The organism is Microbacterium sp. LWH7-1.2, assembly GCF_038397755.1.
Classification (GTDB): domain Bacteria; phylum Actinomycetota; class Actinomycetes; order Actinomycetales; family Microbacteriaceae; genus Microbacterium.
Genome location: NZ_CP151637.1, coordinates 4,125,207 through 4,140,279 on the forward strand (window position 1 = coordinate 4,125,207; position 15,073 = coordinate 4,140,279).

Sequence of the window (15,073 nt, forward strand, 5' to 3'; positions counted from 1 at the left end):
CGACATTAGCGCCGGGTCGCGCATGCCTCGTCCGCGGCGCCGGCCGCCGGGGCCGGAGCATCCGTGTTCGCCGTCGCCGTCGCCGTCGCGGCGAGCGTCTCCATGCCCTCGGCGACCGAGACGGTCGCAAGATCGGCCTCGCTCGCCTGGACGCGCTCGCTCGTGGTCATGCGGGTGAGCGGCTTGTTCGGCAGGAAGACGATCGCGATGAGGCTGATCACGGCCAGCGGCACGGCGATCAGGAACGAGTGGGCGATCGCCTGGGCGTAGATGTCCTCGACGATCACGCGGATCGACTCGGGCAGCGCCGAGACCTGCGGGATGGTGCCCGACGCGAGCTGCTGCCCGATGGCGGCGCCCTTCTCTCCGAGCGCCATGAGCGCCGCGCCGATGTCGTCCCTGCGGTCGGTGAACAGGTTCGTCGCCGACGTCGCGAGCGCCGCACCCATCACCGACACCCCGATCGTGCCGCCGAGGCTGCGGAAGAACGTGACTCCCGAGCTCGCGACCCCGATCTCGCTGGGGTTCGCCGTGTTCTGCACGATGAGCACGAGGTTCTGCATGGTCATGCCGACGCCGGCGCCGAGCAGGAACATGTAGACCGAGACGAGAACGAAGTTCGTGTCGTAGTGGATCGTCGACAGCAGGTACGAGCCCGCGATCAGGAGCGCGCCGCCCACGATGAGGTAGGGCTTCCAGTGGCCGTGACGGGTCACGAGGCCGCCGATCACGATCGACGCGAGCAGCAGACCCGCGATCATCGGGATGGTCATGAGGCCGGCCTCGGTCGGGGTCGCGCCGCGCGCCAGCTGCATGTACTGGCTGAGGAACACCGAGGTGCCGAACATCGCGATGCCGATCGAGATCGACGCGATGACCGCGAGCGTGAACGTGCGGTTGCGGAACATCGTGAGGGGGACCAGCGGCTCCTTCGAACGCAGTTCGACGATGACGAAGAGCACGGCCGCGAGCAGCGCGCCGCCGACCATGAGGATGGTCTCGGTGCTCCACCAGTCGTAGTCCTTGCCCGCGTTGGTGACCCAGATGAGCAGGAGCGAGACGGCGGTCGAGAGCAGCACGATGCCGAAGTAGTCGATGCGTGCCTTCGCCTTGGGGCGCGGCGGCAGGTGGAGCGTCCGCTGCATCATGATGAGCGCGGCCACCGCGAACGGCAGTGCGATGAAGAAGTTCCAGCGCCAGTCGATGGTGTCGGTGATGAACCCGCCGAGGAGCGGGCCGCCGACGGTCGCGACGGCCATGACCGCGCCGAACAGGCCCATGTACCGGCCACGCTCGCGCGGGCTGATGATGTCGGCCATGATGACCTGGCTGAGCGCGGCGAGACCGCCCGCGCCGATGCCCTGCACCGCGCGGAACGCGATGAGCGTGCCGGGATCCTGCGAGAACCCGGCGGCCGCGGTGGCGAGCACGAAGATCACGATCGCGATCTGGATGAGCAGCTTGCGGTTGAACAGGTCGGCGAGCTTGCCCCAGACCGGCGTCGAGATCGCGGTCGTCAGGAGCGTCGCGGTGACGACCCACGTGAAAGCCGCCTGGTCGCCGCCGAGGTCGTGGACGATGACGGGGAGCGAGGTCGAGACGACGGTCGACGCGAGCATCGACACGAACATGCCGAGCAGCAGGCCGGTGAGCGCCTGCAGCACCTGGCGGTGCCGGCGCTTCTCGTCGGCAGTGGCGACCGACCCGGTCGCGGGGGTGGACGTGGCCATGGGAGTCCTTAGAACGAAGAGTGGTGTCGCGGCGCGAAGAAGGTTGACGTCAGTCAACAGTTGATTTGGGTCAACTATACGCTGATGGTTGACGTGCGTCAACTATTTCCTCGGGGTTCAGGCGCCACCTTCCCCGCCCACGTCATGTGCTCTCACCGAGATCACATGTCGTGCGCGTTCACGGCGTGTGCGCTCGGTGAGTGCACGTGATGTGGACGAGCGGTAGGGAAGCGGATGCTGCGGGCCGCGGCATCCGCTCCTCCACAGGTCGACGGTGGGACGAGTCACGCACAGGTTCCGCGGTGGCTCGGGCGTTGGGCACGGGCGGGGGGGCAGGCTGAGGCGCGTGCCGCGCCACCTGACTTCCGATGAGGCGATGGCGGCCGTGCGCACCCGTGAGCAGTTGCGCGCGAGCGGCATGACCGCCCGGGCGATCGGTGTCGCGGTGGCGGCAGGACGAATGCGGCGGCTGCAGCGCAACCGATACGTCGAGGTGGGGCTCTGGAATGATCTGTGCCCGGAGTCGCAGCATCTCATCGATGTGTGCGCCGCTGTGGGCGAGATGCGCGATGGCGGTGGTGTCGCCTCGCACGAGTCGGCCGGCGTGTTGTCGGAGCTGCCCCTCTATCGACACGCCCCCTCGGCTGTCCATGTCATCACGCCGGAAGGAATGCGGGCGTCGAGCCGCGCCGGACTGCAGCGCCATGCTGATCGGCTACCGGCCGGCGACATCACCGTGGTCAACGGCATCCGATGCACCGCGCTGGATCGCACTGTGTTCGACCTGGTGCGCACCCTCAGCATGGAAGCGGCTGTCGCAGTGGCGGATGCCGCGCTGCGCCGCGAGGCGATGCGCGGATCCCAGTATGACGAGCGGGCTGCTGAAGTCTGGCGGGAGCGGATGCTGCAGCGGTGCGCGCAAGCGCGGGGTGGCCGGGGAGTTCGTCAGGCCGCAGCCGTGATCAGGTTCGCCGACGGCCGATCGGAATCACCCGGGGAGGCGGTCAGTCGACTGCAGCTGAGCCGTCTCGGGTTCCGCGAATTGCGGCTCCAGGTGCCGGTGAGTGGACCGGACGGCCGGACGTACCGCGTGGACATCGGCATCGAAGACGTGCGGACCTTCTACGAGTTCGACGGCATGGGCAAGTACACCGACCTGGCGCGAGCTGCCGGAAAGACGGTGGAGGAGATCGTCCTCGACGAGAAGCGTCGCGAGGACTGGATCCGCGGAACCACCCAGCGTCGGCTCGTCCGCGCCGAGGCTCCCCACATCATCACTCCGGAGGCGCTCGCTCGTCGCCTCGCGGCGTTCGGGATCACCCCGCCCCGTGGGTGAGGCCGACGTCGACATCGTGTGCTCTCACCGAGATCACATGTCGTGCGCGTTCACGGCGCGTGCGCTCGGTGACTGCACGTGAGGTGGACGAGCGGTAGGAAAACGGATGGTGCGGGCCGCGGCACCTCACAGGCCGGCGGCGTGCTCGGCGGAGCGGATGACCGACTCGACGCCGAGCATGAAGAGTTCGCGGTCTTTGAGATCCAGGAGCTGCGCGGACATCTGCGCGATGTGGGGGTGCTTGATCGGGTCGACGAGCAGCGGTCCCTCGAACCACGGGCTCGAGCCCGCCGTGGCGAGGGCCGTGCGCTCGGCCCGCGCGCGGGCCACGCCGGCGGCGATCGAAAGAACGTGGGTTGCCATGAGCGCGTAGTGCTGCACCAAGGCGTCGCCGGTGAGTCCCGCGCGCGAGAAGGCGTCGAGCATGAACTCGATGGCGTCGAGCTCTCCGGGGCCGTGGGTGGTGAGGACGATCGCCTCCTGCCCCACCGCGGGGTAGCGGGCGAACTCGGTCAGCGTCGCTGACGCGAGCTGACGCAGGCGCTCCTGCCACTCGTCGGGATCGGCGGTCACGGCGGCGAGGCTGCGGAGGGTGAGCTCATCGAGCAGCGCGCTCATCAAGTCTTCCTTGCCGCGGAAGTGGCGGTAGACCGCGGTCGGGTCGGTGCCGAGCTTCGCGCCCAGGTCGCGGATCGAGAGGGAGGCGGAGCCGGTTGTCTCGGCGAGCTCGAGGCCGGCCGCGATGATCGTCGCGCGATCCAGGCGCTTGGCTCCCGGCTTGTCGGGCGTCGCCCCGGTGCGTGCCGCCATGATCCCCGCTTCCGCCGTCGCGTCCATCGTGCCACGGAGGCCTTGTCGCCGCGTCGTGACGTCCTGAGACTACCCGATCTGTCAGCACATCTGTCAACAGCGTTGACATGAGCGATGACAGCGATCTATCGTCAAGCGATCCGTTCGACGACGAAGGAGAGGTTCCGTGGCCGCTGCCATTCCTGCAGACGCAGACACCCCGTACGCAGACACCGTGTTCACTCGAGGCGCGCTGTTCAGCTCCGACCTCGTCCGCGCGGGGAGCCCCGAAGCCCTGAGCGGCGTGGCCGTCGCCGTGCGCGACGGGCGCATCGTGGCGGTGTGCGCCGAGCACGAGGCATCCGTGATGATCGGTCCTGACACCGAGGTCGTCGACCTCGCGGGTGCGCTGCTCGCCCCGGGGTTCCAGGACGCACACGTGCACCCCATGTCGGGCGGCGTCGAGCTGCTGCAGTGCAACCTCACCGGGTCCGAGGACGCCGCCGACACGCTGGCGACGATCGCGCGCTACGCCGCCGAGAACCCGGAGGCCGAGTGGATCGTGGGCGGCGGCTGGTCGATGGACCACTTCCCGGGCGGCGCACCGCTGCGTACCGCGCTCGACGCCATCGTGCCCGACCGGCCGGTGCTGCTCGCCAGCCGCGACCACCACTCGGCGTGGGCGAACACCGCGGCGATGCGTGCGGCCGGCGTCGATGCGACGACGGCCGATCCGGCCGACGGGCGGATCGAGCGGGAAGCCGACGGGTTCCCGGCGGGCACGTTCCACGAGGGGGCGGCCTATCTCTTCGCCGACGCCCGTCCCAAGGTCTCCGAAGACCTCGCCTACGAGGGCCTGCTGCGTGCGCAGAACGACCTCATCGCGCAGGGCATCACCGGGTGGCAGGACGCGCTCGTCGGCAATTTTCCCGGGATCCCGGGCGCCCTGGCGTCCTACCGGCGCGCGCTCGCCGAGGGAACGCTCAAAGCCCACGTGGTGGGTGCCCAGTGGTGGGAGCGCGGCGAGGGGATCGAGCAGCTCGAGGGCATGATCCGCACGCGTGACGAGGTCGCCGCGCTCGGCCAGGAGGATCGCTTCTCGCTGGGATCGATCAAGTTCATGGTCGACGGCGTCGCCGAGAACCACACGGCCGCGATGCTCGAGCCGTACCGCGACGGGCACGGCCACTCCACCGACAACCGCGGCCTGTCGTTCATCCCGGCCGAGCGCCTGCGCGAGTACGTGATCGCCGCCGACGCCGCGGGCTTCCAGCTGCACTTCCACGCCCTCGGCGACCGGGCCGTGCGCGAGGCGCTCGACGCGGTCGAGGCGGCGGCGGAGGTCAACGGCGCCACCGACGGCCGCCACCACCTCGCTCACATCCAGGTGGTGGACGAGGCGGACGTGCCGCGATTCGCCGCGGCCGGTGCGGTGGCGAACATGCAGCCGCTGTGGGCATGCCACGAGGACCAGATGGACGAGCTCACGCTGCCGTTCCTCATCGAGGCCGTGGCAGCGCGGCAGTACCCGTTCGGTGATCTGCAGCGGGCCGGGGTGCGCCTCGCCGGCGGCAGCGACTGGCCGGTGTCGAGCGCCGACCCGCTCGCGGGCGTGCACATCGCCGTGAACCGTGTCGCCCCGCTGTCCGACGCCGAGCCGCTCGGCGGCGCCCACCAGCGTCTCGACCTCGCCACCGCGCTCGCCGCCTACACGTCGGGGACCGCGTACGTGAACCACCGCGACCACGACACCGGCTACCTCCGCGCGGGCTACCTCGCGAATCTCGTCGTCGTCGAGCCGAACCCGTTCACGGTGCCCACCGAAGACCTGTACCTCTGCCGCGTCGCCTCGACCTGGATCGACGGTGAGCGCGTCTACGCGCGCGCCGACGCCGCCGCCGACGCCAACGCCGCCGCCGCGGCATCCGTCCTGTCCTGAGTCCCTTCTCCACCACCCGACGCCGTCGTCAGAACCCGAGGAGCACCATGATCCGCACCCGACGCACCGCCCGTCGCCTGCTCGCCGTCGCGGGCTTCGGCGTGGCCGGCGCGCTCGTCCTGTCCGCGTGCAGCGCCGACACATCGAGCCCCGACGCCACCGCCGCCCCCGACTGGGAGTACACCGCCCAGACGGCCGCGCCGTCTGGCGACATCGACTCGTTCTCGTGGGTGAGTTACTCCGAGCCCTACTCGCTGGACTACGCGTACGCGTTCGACTACGCCGACAACCAGGTGCTCTCGAACGTGTGCGAGTCGCTGCTGCGGCTCAACCCCGACTACACGCTGTCGCCGGGGCTCGCGGAGGCGTTCGAGCACCCGACGCCCGAGACCTGGGTCTACACGATCCGCGACGGCGTGACGTTCCACGACGGCACACCGCTCACGGCCGCCGACGTGGTCGCGTCGATGAGCCGCCACCTTGATCCCCAGGTCGGCTCGTCGTGGTACTCGGTCTACCAGAACGTCGCCGCGATCGAGCAGACCGGCGATCGCCAGGTGACCGTGACGATGAACCAGGCCGACTCGCAGTTCAATCTCGCGATGGGCGGCTCGGCGGGCGTCGTCGAGTCCGCTGCGACGCTGGCCGAGAAGGGCGCCGACTACGGCAACTCGTCGGGCCTCGTGAACTGCACCGGCCCGTTCGAGCTCAGCGAGTGGCAGTCGGGCGAGTCGGTCACGCTGACCCGCTACGACGGCTACTGGGACGAGTCGCTGCGCGCCAAGGCCGGCGAGGTCGAGATCCTCTTCATGACCGACGCGAATGCACGCGTCAACGCGCTCAAGTCGGGCGAGGTCGACGGCAGCTGGATGATCCCGACCGACGCGATCGCCCAGCTGCAGTCCTCCGGCAAGGGCGACATGTACTTCGGCCTCAACACCGCCGTCGGCAGCCTCATCGTGAGCAACCTCGAGGGTCCGCTCGGCGACGAGCGCGTGCGCAAGGCGCTGACGATGGCGATGGACCGGCAGGGGATCCTGGATGCTGCGGCCAAGGGCTACGGCGAGGTGACCGATGTCCTCACCACCGAGTCGGTGTGGGTCGGTGCGAGCGATGCGGCCATGAAGGAGGCGTTCGACGGTCTCGAGGAGTACCCGTACGACGTCGAGGCGGCGAAGAAGCTCATCGACGAGGCCGGCGTCGCGGGCGAGGAGATCGTCATCGCGACCGCGCCGATCAGCAACGACTTCGCGGTGATCTCGCAGGGCGCGGCCGCGGCGGCGCAGTCGATCGGGCTCGAGGCGACCATCGAGACGGTGAGCCCGAGCGCGTACACCGCGCTGTTCTCCGACCCGACCGCCCGTGAGGGCATCGACCTGTTCTACACGTCGTGGTACCTGTCGAGCCCCGACCCGCTCGAGATGTACGGGGTGCTCCGCACCGACGAGTTCAGCAACTACGGCAACTGGAGCGACCCCGAGTTCGACGCCCTCGTGAACGAGGCCGTCGCGATCGACGACCCGGCCGCGCGCAGCGAGGTCACCGCACAGGCACAGCGCATCGCGAACGAGCAACTGCCGTGGCTGCCGCTGTTCCAGGGGCCGATGACCCTGTTCCTCGGTGACCGGGTCACCGGCGTGGCCCCGTCAGTGGCGTTCCTGTACTACCCGTGGGCGGCGACCATTGGCTCCCGTTGAGCTGAGCGTTGGCCCGGCGGTCGACGCCGGGCCCCGCCGCAGGGCGCCTCGCACCGGCGCAGAGGCGGGGAAGCGATGATCGCCGTCCGCCGGATCGCCGGCAAGCTCGGGGGGCTGCTGCTCACCCTGTTCCTGGCATCCGTGCTCGTGTTCTTCTCGCGCTTCCTGGTGCCGGACGATCCCGTGGCGTTCCTGCTGCGGGGCCGCAAGCCCAGCCCCGAGGCGGTGGCGCAGATCACGGCGCAGTACGGCCTCGACCTGCCGCCGTGGCAGCAGTACCTGATCTGGGTGGCGGGACTCCTGCAGGGTGACCTCGGGCGCTCGCTGCAGTACCGGCAGGACGTCACGGTCGTGCTCGGCGAACGACTGCCCGTCACTCTCGGGCTCGTCGTGATGGCGGGCACGATGATCGCGGTCGTCGGTCTCATCGCCGGCGCGATCGCCGCCCTGCACCGCGGTCGCCTGGCGGACCGCTCGATCCTCATCGGGCTCACCGTGCTCGGGGCCATCCCGTCGTTCGTCGGGTCGATCGTGCTCATCGCGGTGTTCGCGGTGCAGCTCGGCTGGTTCCCGTCGTTCGGATCGGGCGAAGGCTTCTGGGACACGGTGTACCACCTCGTGCTGCCGTCGATCGCCCTCGCGATCGTCTTCGTCGTGCTGGTCGGCAAGGTGACGCGGTCGTCGATGATCGACCAGCTCGACCGCGAGCATGTCGAGGTCGCGATCAGCCGCGGCATCAAGCGCGGCACGGTGATCCGCCGTCACGTCTTCCGCAATGCCGTCGGGCCGATCCTGACGGTGAGCGGGATGCTGGTGGCAGGGCTCCTCGTCGCGAGCTCCATCGTCGAGGCCGCCTTCGGTCTCGCCGGCATCGGCTCGCTGCTCGTGCAGTCGGTCGACCGTCTCGACTTCCCGGTCGTGCAGGCCATCGTCCTCCTCGTCGTGACCGCGTTCGTGCTCGTGAACGCCGTCATCGACGTCCTCGAACCCTGGATCGATCCCCGATCCGCCGCCGGAGCCGGTGCCCGATGACGACCACACCCACTCTCGCCGTGAAGGTGCTGCGCGCGCCGCGGCTGCCCCGCACCAGCGTGACCTTCGCGATCGCTCTCGGTGTGCTCGCCGCGATGACGCTGGCCGCGGTCTTCGCGTCGTTCCTCGCGCCGTACAACCCCGATGCCGTCGACTTCGCCGCGGTGAACGCGCCGCCGAGTCCGGCGCACTGGCTGGGCACCGACGGCCTCGGCCGCGACACGCTGAGCCGGCTCATCTACGGCGCGCGCACCGCCCTGCTGGGGCCGCTCCTCGTCGTGGTCGCGTCGACCGTGCTCGGCATCCTCCTCGGGCTCCTCGCCGGCTGGCGCGGCGGCTGGATCGACGCCGTGCTCGGGCGCGTGTTCGACGTGCTGTTCGCGTTCCCGTCGCTGCTCATCGCCATCATGGCGGTCGCGCTGTTCGGCAAGGGTCTCGTCGCTCCGGTCATCGCGATGAGCATCGCCTATGCTCCCTTCGTCGCACGCCTGACGCGCTCGCTCATCGCGGCCGAGCGCACCCGCCCCTACGTCGCGGCGTATCGCGTGCAGGGCTTCGGCGGCGCGTGGATCGCTCTGCGGCGCGTGCTGCCGAACGTCACGCCGATCGTCGGGGCGCAGTCGACGCTCAACTTCGGGTACGTGCTCGCCGAGCTCGCTGCGCTGTCGTTCCTCGGCCTGGGCGTGCAGCCGCCCACGGCCGACTGGGGCGCGATGATCAACGAGGCGCAAGCCGGGCTCATCGGCGGGCACTTCCTGCCCGCGATCGTGCCGGCGGCCGCCGTGGTCGTGGTCGTCGTGGCCGTCAACATCATCGGGGAAGAGCTCTCCGACCGCATCGGTGGGGAGATCCCGGCATGACCGCAACCGAGACCGTCGTCGATCCGGCAGCCGCGCCGACGGAGCCGAACCCGGCACTGCTCGACATCCGCGACCTGACGCTGCACCTCGCCGACGGCACGCGGCTGCTGCACGGCATCTCGCTGTCGGTCACCGCCGGTGAGACGGTCGGCCTCGTCGGCGAGTCCGGATCGGGCAAGTCGCTGACCGCGCGGACGGTGCTGGGACTCGTCCCCGACCGCTCGGCGATCACCGGCGACGTCGTGCTGGACGGGGCGGGGGTCCTCACCGCTTCCGCGCCCGAGCTCCGGCATCTCCGCCGCCGCGGCGCGGCGATGATCTTCCAGGACCCGCGCGCGGGCATCAACCCGATGCGCACGATCGGCGATCACCTCACCGAGGCGCTGCGCCTCGCAGAGGGATGGTCGACGGATGCTGCGCGGGCGCGCGCCGTCGAACTGCTCGAGGCGGTGCGCCTCCCACGCCCCGAAGATCACCTGCACCAGTACCCGCACGAGTTCTCGGGAGGGATGCTGCAGCGCGTCATGATCGCGGGAGCCCTGACGACGTCGCCGAAGCTGCTGGTGTGCGACGAGCCCACCACGGCCCTCGACGTGACCACCCAGGCCGAGATCATCGGCGTGCTCACCGAGCAGCGCGCGAGCCGGGGCATGGGCATGCTCTTCATCACGCACGACCTCAACCTGGCCGCATCGCTCTGCGACCGCGTCTACGTCATGAGCGGCGGGCAGGTCGTCGAGCAGGGCCGCGCGCACGACGTGCTGCGCGACCCGCGGGCCGAGTACACGCGGCGACTGGTCGCCGCGACACCGACGCTCGTCGGCGCCGCGCCCGGTGCCACCCCGGGTCACAGGATCGGCGACCCTGCGCAGCACGCCGGGGCGCAGCATCCGTCCACCGGCGCGTCGTCGGCGACCTCCGATCCCGTGCACGATGACGGCGGGACGGATGCTGCGGTCGCCGCCGTGCCCGCGCGCGCCATGCTCGAGGCGTCCGGGGTGTCGAAGACCTACGTGCGCCGTGGCAAGGAGCCGGTGCGCGCGGTCATCGACGCGTCGGTCGCGGTTCCTCGGGGCGGCGCGCTGGGCGTGGTGGGGGAGTCGGGGTCGGGCAAGTCCACACTCGCGCGCATGATCGTCGGGCTCGAGGCCGCCGACAAGGGCGACATCCGCGTCGATGGTCGTGAGCGCACCGCCGTGCCGCGCACCCGGCGCGCGAGGATCGCCCACGCGCGCAGCGTGCAGATGGTGTTCCAGGACCCCTACCTGTCGCTGGACCCGCGGATCAGGGCGGGCCGGGCCATCGAAGACGCCCTGCGCCTGCACACCGCACTGAGCGCGACAGAGGCTCGCTCGCGCGTGCTCGACCTGCTCGCCCAGGTCGGACTGGGGGAGAAGCACGCTCTGGCGCGGCCGCGGACGCTCTCGGGCGGTCAGCGGCAGCGAGTCGCGATCGCGCGCGCCCTCGCGATCGAACCGGACGTGCTCGTGATGGACGAGGCGACGAGCGCGCTCGATGTCTCGGTGCAGGCGCAGGTGCTCGATCTCGTCGACCACATCCGGCGGGAGCGTGGACTCACCGTGCTCTTCATCAGCCACGACCTCGCTGTCGTCAGGCGCGTGTGCGACGAGACGGTCGTGATGCGCCGCGGCGAGATCGTCGAGCGCGGCCGCACGGCGGAGCTGCTCGCCGCGCCTCAGCACGAGTACACGCGGCTGCTCATCGACTCGGTTCCCCAGCCCGGGTGGGACGCGGAGGCGGCAGGCGCCGAGGTCGAGGCCGCGGGCGTCGAACCCGATGCTCCGGAGGAGCGAGCCGACGACGGCGATGCCGAGGCGGCAGCTGTGGAGGCGGCGAGGGTCGAGGCCGCAGGACAGGCGCGGTGATCGTCATCCCGCGGCGGACGCCCGCGCGCGGCAGGATGGAGGCGTGTTCAGCGTCGAACTGATCCCTGACGCCGAGCTCGACCGCGCGGTCCGAGAGGACTGGGACCGGCTGCTCGGGGCCGATCTGCCGAGCTCGGGGCGCAATCCCGCGCCGAGCAACCGTCCGCACGTGACGCTGGCGGTGCGCGAGCGGCTCGACCCGGCGGACTTCGCCGGCCTGGCCGACCTGCTCCCCGTGCCGCTCGATCTCGGGGGAGTGCTGCTCCTCGGTCACAGGGACCGCTACGTCCTCGCACGCCAGGTCATCGTGAGCTCCGCGCTGCTGGCGGTGCACCGAGCCGTCGCCGAGATCGCCGGCAGGCCGGAGCCGCGCTACTCGAACACGGGCATCGATCACTGGACTCCCCACGTCACTCTGGCGCGAGGACTCACCGCCGTTCGACTGGCGACGGCGATGCGCTTGATCAAGGCACCTCACGTCAGCGGTCAGGCCACGGGTGCGCGGGTGTGGGATGCCGAGGCCCGGCGTGTCACCACGATCCGATGACTTCCTCGCAGGCCGCGTGAGCGGTCAGTCGGCGAGGGCGAGTGCGCGGAACGGCTCGCGCGGCGGAGCCGGCGGCTGCGGCATCCGCTCCGGCTGCTGCCTGGCGCGCATCGTCCGCAGGTAGAGCTCATCGATGAGGGCGGTCGCGAGGCGCACGAGCTTCGCGATCTCGGCGTCGTCGCGGTCGACCCAGGCGCAGCGGGGCTCGTCGCCGACGGGCACGAAGCCGTCGTGCTGCTCCCACGCGACCAGCGTGCGCTCGGCGCCCAACACGTGCTGCTGCCACCACACCTGACGCAGGTAGGACCGAGGGATGCTGCGCCACGCCTTGTTCGTCGTCTTGATCTCGGCGAGGGTGATGCGACCGACGCCGTCGACCGCGATGCCGTCGGGGGTCGCGAGGTGGCGCTTCTCGACGACCGCGTGGAAAAGGGCCGACGACGGCTGGATGCCGTGGGTCGCGGCGACCCACCCGGCGATCTCGGGCTCGCGCGCGCGACCGTGCGCGGTGTAGGCGTTGCCGGAGAACCCGGAGCCGAGGAGCTTGGCGTCGGCGGCGCGGGCGATTGCCTTGTCGGAGGTGAGGGTGGCGACATCCGTCGCGGTGATGCCCCTCGACCGAGCGCGCACCCAGGCCACCCGGTCGCGCGAGTCCGCCACGATGCGGGCGGCGACCTCCGGTGCCTGCGCCACGAGCCCGGACGGGCGCGCGACGGAGTGCTCGGGATTCACCCTTCGAGGCTACGCCGCCGACCCGACATCCGCCGCCTGCGACGCGCTGACCACCCGTGCGCCTCGACGCGCGGCCGCTCCCAGGTCCGCCGTCCCTCCGCGCGCGGCGGGCGGCGCGCGGATCATGTGCTCTCGCCGAGGTGACACGATCGGTGCGCGCGCAACGTGTGCGCTCGGCGACAGCACATCACCTCGTCGCAGCGCAGCGGACCTTCCTCCCCAGCACGCGCATCGGTAGCGACCTCCACGAAGTCGACGGGAGACCCAACGGCCCGCGCCACAGAGCCGACCATGGGTCATGCCCAGTCATCTTTCCTTCGCGGATGCCTCGGCCGCGGTCCGCTCGCGAGCCCAACTGCGTTCCGAGGGGATGAGCGAACGTGAGATCGCGCGAGCGGTCGCAGATGGCGAACTGCGCAGGCTCCAGCGCAACCGGTTCGTGGCGGAATCGGTCTGGAGCGATCTGTGGCCGGAGTCGCGGCACCTGGTCGAGCTGAGCGCGGCCGCTGCCGAGATGCGTGCCGGAGGGGGTGTCGCCGCGTACGAGTCCGCAGGTGTACTGCACGCGCTGCCGTTCTATCGGCACATCCCCGACGCGGTGCACTTCACCCTTCCCTCGAGCAGAGGGATGCCGAGCCGCCCGGGCCTCCGGCGGCACCGCGATCGTCTGCCGGACGATCACATCGACGTCCTGTTCGGCATCCGCTGCACGTCCCTCGAGAGAACCGTGTTCGACCTGGTCCGGACGCTCAGTCCCGAAGCGGCCATCGCGGCCGCTGACGCGGCGCTGCGCCAGGTGGCGATGAGGAAGGACGGCTACGACGAGGCCGCCGCTGAAGCGTGGCGAGAGCGCATGATCGAGCTCTGCGGTCGATCTCGGGGAATGCGCGGCATCCGTCAGGCTGAAGCGGCGATCCGCTTCGTCGACGGGCGCTCGGAGTCGCCGGGTGAATCGGTCAGCCGACTACAGCTCTCTCGCCTCGGATTCCGGCGGCTGATGCTGCAGGTCGCTGTGCCGGGGCCATCCGGCAAGGACTACTCCGTCGACATCGAGATCGAAGACGTGCGCACCTTCTTCGAGTTCGACGGGAAGGGCAAGTATCTCGACGAGGCGATGCGCTCCGGAAGGACACTGGAACAGGTCCTTCTCGATGAGAAGCGCCGCGAGGACTGGATCCGGGGCGGGACGCAGAAGCGCCTGGTGCGTGCCGAGAGTGCGCACATCGTCACGCCCGAGGCGCTTGCACAGCGACTCTCGGCGTTCGCGGTCCGCCCACCTCGCCGCTGACCGCTCCCACGCCGCTGGACAGATCATGTGCTCTCGCCGAGGTGACACGATCCGCGCGCGTGGATCGTGTGCACTCGGCGAGAGGACACGATCTCGACGCGACCGGTGGCGCGCAAGGGGGGTTGCGGTCGGACGTGGCGGTGGCATCCTCGGGGCATGGACACCATCACTTCAGGCGAGTTCCGTGCGTTCCCCGGTGTCGAGGACTGGCATCCGCGCGTCACCGGGGCATTCGCGCTGTTCCGCACGGGCACGTTCGCGGTCGGGGCGCAGCTGTTCGGCGCGATCGCCGAGCTGGCAGAGGCCGCCGACCACCACCCCGACGTCGACGTCCGGTACACCACCGTGCGCGTGCGGCTCATGACCCACTCGGCGGGCGGGCTGACGGCGAAGGACGCCGAGCTCGCGGCGCGGATCTCCGAGGCCGCGCGCGAACTCGACATCCCGGCAGAGACCGGACGGATGCTCGATGTGATGCTCGCCGTCGCGACGCCGGACCCCGGTGCGGTCGTGCCGTTCTGGAAGGCGGCGACCGGATTCTCCGAGGTGCGCGACGGCGTCCTGTTCGACAAGGACGGCCGGGGCCCGCTCATCTGGTTCCAGCCGGTCGACAAGCCGCTGCGCGGCCGGTCGCACCTCGACGTCAACGGCCCGCGCGACGTCATCGAGAAGCGGCTCGACGCCGCACTGGCCGCGGGCGGCGTCATCGTCGACGACTCGCACGCGCCGGAATGGTGGACGCTCGCGGATGCGGACGGCCACAAGGTCGACCTCTGCCCCTGGCGGACCTGACGCCGAAGAGCTCGTCCTCCTGGCGTCAGAACGCGGCGGCGCCCGCCTCCGCGACGGTCTGATCCTGCTCGCCCGACCCGCCGCTGACTCCCACCGCGCCGACGACCTTGCCGTCACGGCTGAGCGGCACGCCGCCGGCGAAGATCGCGACGCCGCGGCCGTGCGCGTTGGTCGTGTGGATGCCGAAGAACTGCTGCGTCGGCTGGGAATTGTCGCCGAGATCCTTGGTCGAGATGTCGAACGCCTTCGACGTCCATGCCTTGCTCATCGAGATCTCGATGCTGCCGATCCAGGCACCGTCCTGGCGCACGTGCGCGACGAGATTGCCGCCCGCGTCGACGACGGCGATGTTCATGGGCTGGCCGATCTCGTCGGCGCGCTTCTCAGCGGCTTCGATCACACGACGGGCGTCTGCGAGGGTCACGGACATGGGAGTTCCTTTCGT

At 70.5% G+C, this 15,073-nt stretch carries 13 protein-coding genes; 9 read left to right on the plus strand and 4 right to left on the minus strand.

Annotated features, from left to right (window positions below; genetic code table 11):
* Positions 1-5: 5 nt before the first annotated feature.
* Complete coding sequence (locus tag MRBLWH7_RS19140) at positions 6-1,730, minus strand: MDR family MFS transporter (RefSeq protein ID WP_341997397.1); 1,725 nt, start codon at positions 1,728-1,730, stop codon at positions 6-8.
* Positions 1,731-2,076: 346 nt separating this feature from the next.
* Here MRBLWH7_RS19140 and MRBLWH7_RS19145 point away from each other — a divergent pair, with 346 nt between their 5' ends.
* The gene (locus MRBLWH7_RS19145) at positions 2,077-3,066 is read left to right on the plus strand and encodes a hypothetical protein (RefSeq protein WP_341997399.1); all 990 of its coding nucleotides are present in this window, start codon (positions 2,077-2,079) and stop codon (positions 3,064-3,066) included.
* Positions 3,067-3,192: 126 nt separating this feature from the next.
* Here MRBLWH7_RS19145 and MRBLWH7_RS19150 read toward each other — a convergent pair whose 3' ends face one another.
* Entirely contained in the window at positions 3,193-3,903 is a 711-nt protein-coding gene (locus tag MRBLWH7_RS19150) for a helix-turn-helix domain-containing protein (protein WP_341997401.1), read from the minus strand.
* A gap of 139 nt (positions 3,904-4,042) precedes the next feature.
* Between MRBLWH7_RS19150 and MRBLWH7_RS19155 the strand changes: the two genes are divergently transcribed.
* The 6 genes from MRBLWH7_RS19155 to MRBLWH7_RS19180 all read left to right on the plus strand — a co-directional run bounded on the left by MRBLWH7_RS19155 (position 4,043) and on the right by MRBLWH7_RS19180 (position 11,816).
* On the plus strand, positions 4,043-5,794 hold the full coding sequence (locus MRBLWH7_RS19155) for an amidohydrolase (protein ID WP_341997403.1): 1,752 nt from the start codon (positions 4,043-4,045) through the stop codon (positions 5,792-5,794).
* A 47-nt stretch (positions 5,795-5,841) separates the two neighbouring features.
* The gene (locus MRBLWH7_RS19160) at positions 5,842-7,491 is read left to right on the plus strand and encodes an ABC transporter substrate-binding protein (RefSeq protein WP_341997405.1); all 1,650 of its coding nucleotides are present in this window, start codon (positions 5,842-5,844) and stop codon (positions 7,489-7,491) included.
* A gap of 75 nt (positions 7,492-7,566) precedes the next feature.
* Complete coding sequence (locus MRBLWH7_RS19165; RefSeq protein WP_341997407.1) at positions 7,567-8,523, plus strand: ABC transporter permease; 957 nt, start codon at positions 7,567-7,569, stop codon at positions 8,521-8,523.
* Positions 8,520-9,383: an ABC transporter permease gene (locus MRBLWH7_RS19170; protein ID WP_341997409.1), complete on the plus strand. Its 864-nt coding sequence runs from the start codon at positions 8,520-8,522 to the stop codon at positions 9,381-9,383. The genes MRBLWH7_RS19165 and MRBLWH7_RS19170 overlap by 4 nt, the downstream gene beginning before the upstream one ends.
* Positions 9,380-11,269 (plus strand): ABC transporter ATP-binding protein, encoded by a 1,890-nt coding sequence (locus MRBLWH7_RS19175; protein WP_341997412.1) that lies wholly within the window; start codon positions 9,380-9,382, stop codon positions 11,267-11,269. Before MRBLWH7_RS19170 ends, MRBLWH7_RS19175 begins: the two co-directional genes overlap by 4 nt.
* A gap of 43 nt (positions 11,270-11,312) precedes the next feature.
* The gene (locus MRBLWH7_RS19180) at positions 11,313-11,816 is read left to right on the plus strand and encodes a 2'-5' RNA ligase family protein (RefSeq protein ID WP_341997414.1); all 504 of its coding nucleotides are present in this window, start codon (positions 11,313-11,315) and stop codon (positions 11,814-11,816) included.
* A 24-nt stretch (positions 11,817-11,840) separates the two neighbouring features.
* Here MRBLWH7_RS19180 and MRBLWH7_RS19185 read toward each other — a convergent pair whose 3' ends face one another.
* The gene (locus tag MRBLWH7_RS19185) at positions 11,841-12,509 is read right to left on the minus strand and encodes a YqaJ viral recombinase family protein (protein WP_342002138.1); all 669 of its coding nucleotides are present in this window, start codon (positions 12,507-12,509) and stop codon (positions 11,841-11,843) included.
* A 409-nt stretch (positions 12,510-12,918) separates the two neighbouring features.
* Between MRBLWH7_RS19185 and MRBLWH7_RS19190 the strand changes: the two genes are divergently transcribed.
* Positions 12,919-13,836 carry a hypothetical protein gene (locus MRBLWH7_RS19190; RefSeq protein ID WP_341997416.1) on the plus strand — a complete coding sequence of 306 codons (918 nt, stop codon included), beginning with the start codon at positions 12,919-12,921 and terminating at the stop codon, positions 13,834-13,836.
* Between the two features lie 156 nt (positions 13,837-13,992).
* Complete coding sequence (locus MRBLWH7_RS19195; RefSeq protein WP_341997419.1) at positions 13,993-14,628, plus strand: 4a-hydroxytetrahydrobiopterin dehydratase; 636 nt, start codon at positions 13,993-13,995, stop codon at positions 14,626-14,628.
* Positions 14,629-14,653: 25 nt separating this feature from the next.
* Here MRBLWH7_RS19195 and MRBLWH7_RS19200 read toward each other — a convergent pair whose 3' ends face one another.
* A complete protein-coding gene (locus tag MRBLWH7_RS19200) occupies positions 14,654-15,058 on the minus strand; it encodes a heme-binding protein (protein WP_310245123.1) in 405 nt (134 codons plus the stop codon).
* Positions 15,059-15,073 lie beyond the last annotated feature (15 nt).

Bases quoted from the DNA above. Each gene is read 5' to 3' on its own strand.
- MRBLWH7_RS19170 (WP_341997409.1), top strand. From the start codon at position 8,520: ATGACGACCACACCCACTCTCGCCGTGAAGGTGCTGCGCGCGCCGCGG.
- MRBLWH7_RS19150 (WP_341997401.1), bottom strand. From the start codon at position 3,903: ATGGACGCGACGGCGGAAGCGGGGATCATGGCGGCACGCACCGGGGCG.
- MRBLWH7_RS19200 (WP_310245123.1), bottom strand. From the start codon at position 15,058: ATGTCCGTGACCCTCGCAGACGCCCGTCGTGTGATCGAAGCCGCTGAG.
- MRBLWH7_RS19140 (WP_341997397.1), bottom strand. From the start codon at position 1,730: ATGGCCACGTCCACCCCCGCGACCGGGTCGGTCGCCACTGCCGACGAG.
- MRBLWH7_RS19165 (WP_341997407.1), top strand. From the start codon at position 7,567: ATGATCGCCGTCCGCCGGATCGCCGGCAAGCTCGGGGGGCTGCTGCTC.
- MRBLWH7_RS19160 (WP_341997405.1), top strand. From the start codon at position 5,842: ATGATCCGCACCCGACGCACCGCCCGTCGCCTGCTCGCCGTCGCGGGC.
- MRBLWH7_RS19195 (WP_341997419.1), top strand. From the start codon at position 13,993: ATGGACACCATCACTTCAGGCGAGTTCCGTGCGTTCCCCGGTGTCGAG.
- MRBLWH7_RS19190 (WP_341997416.1), top strand. From the start codon at position 12,919: ATGAGCGAACGTGAGATCGCGCGAGCGGTCGCAGATGGCGAACTGCGC.
- MRBLWH7_RS19175 (WP_341997412.1), top strand. From the start codon at position 9,380: ATGACCGCAACCGAGACCGTCGTCGATCCGGCAGCCGCGCCGACGGAG.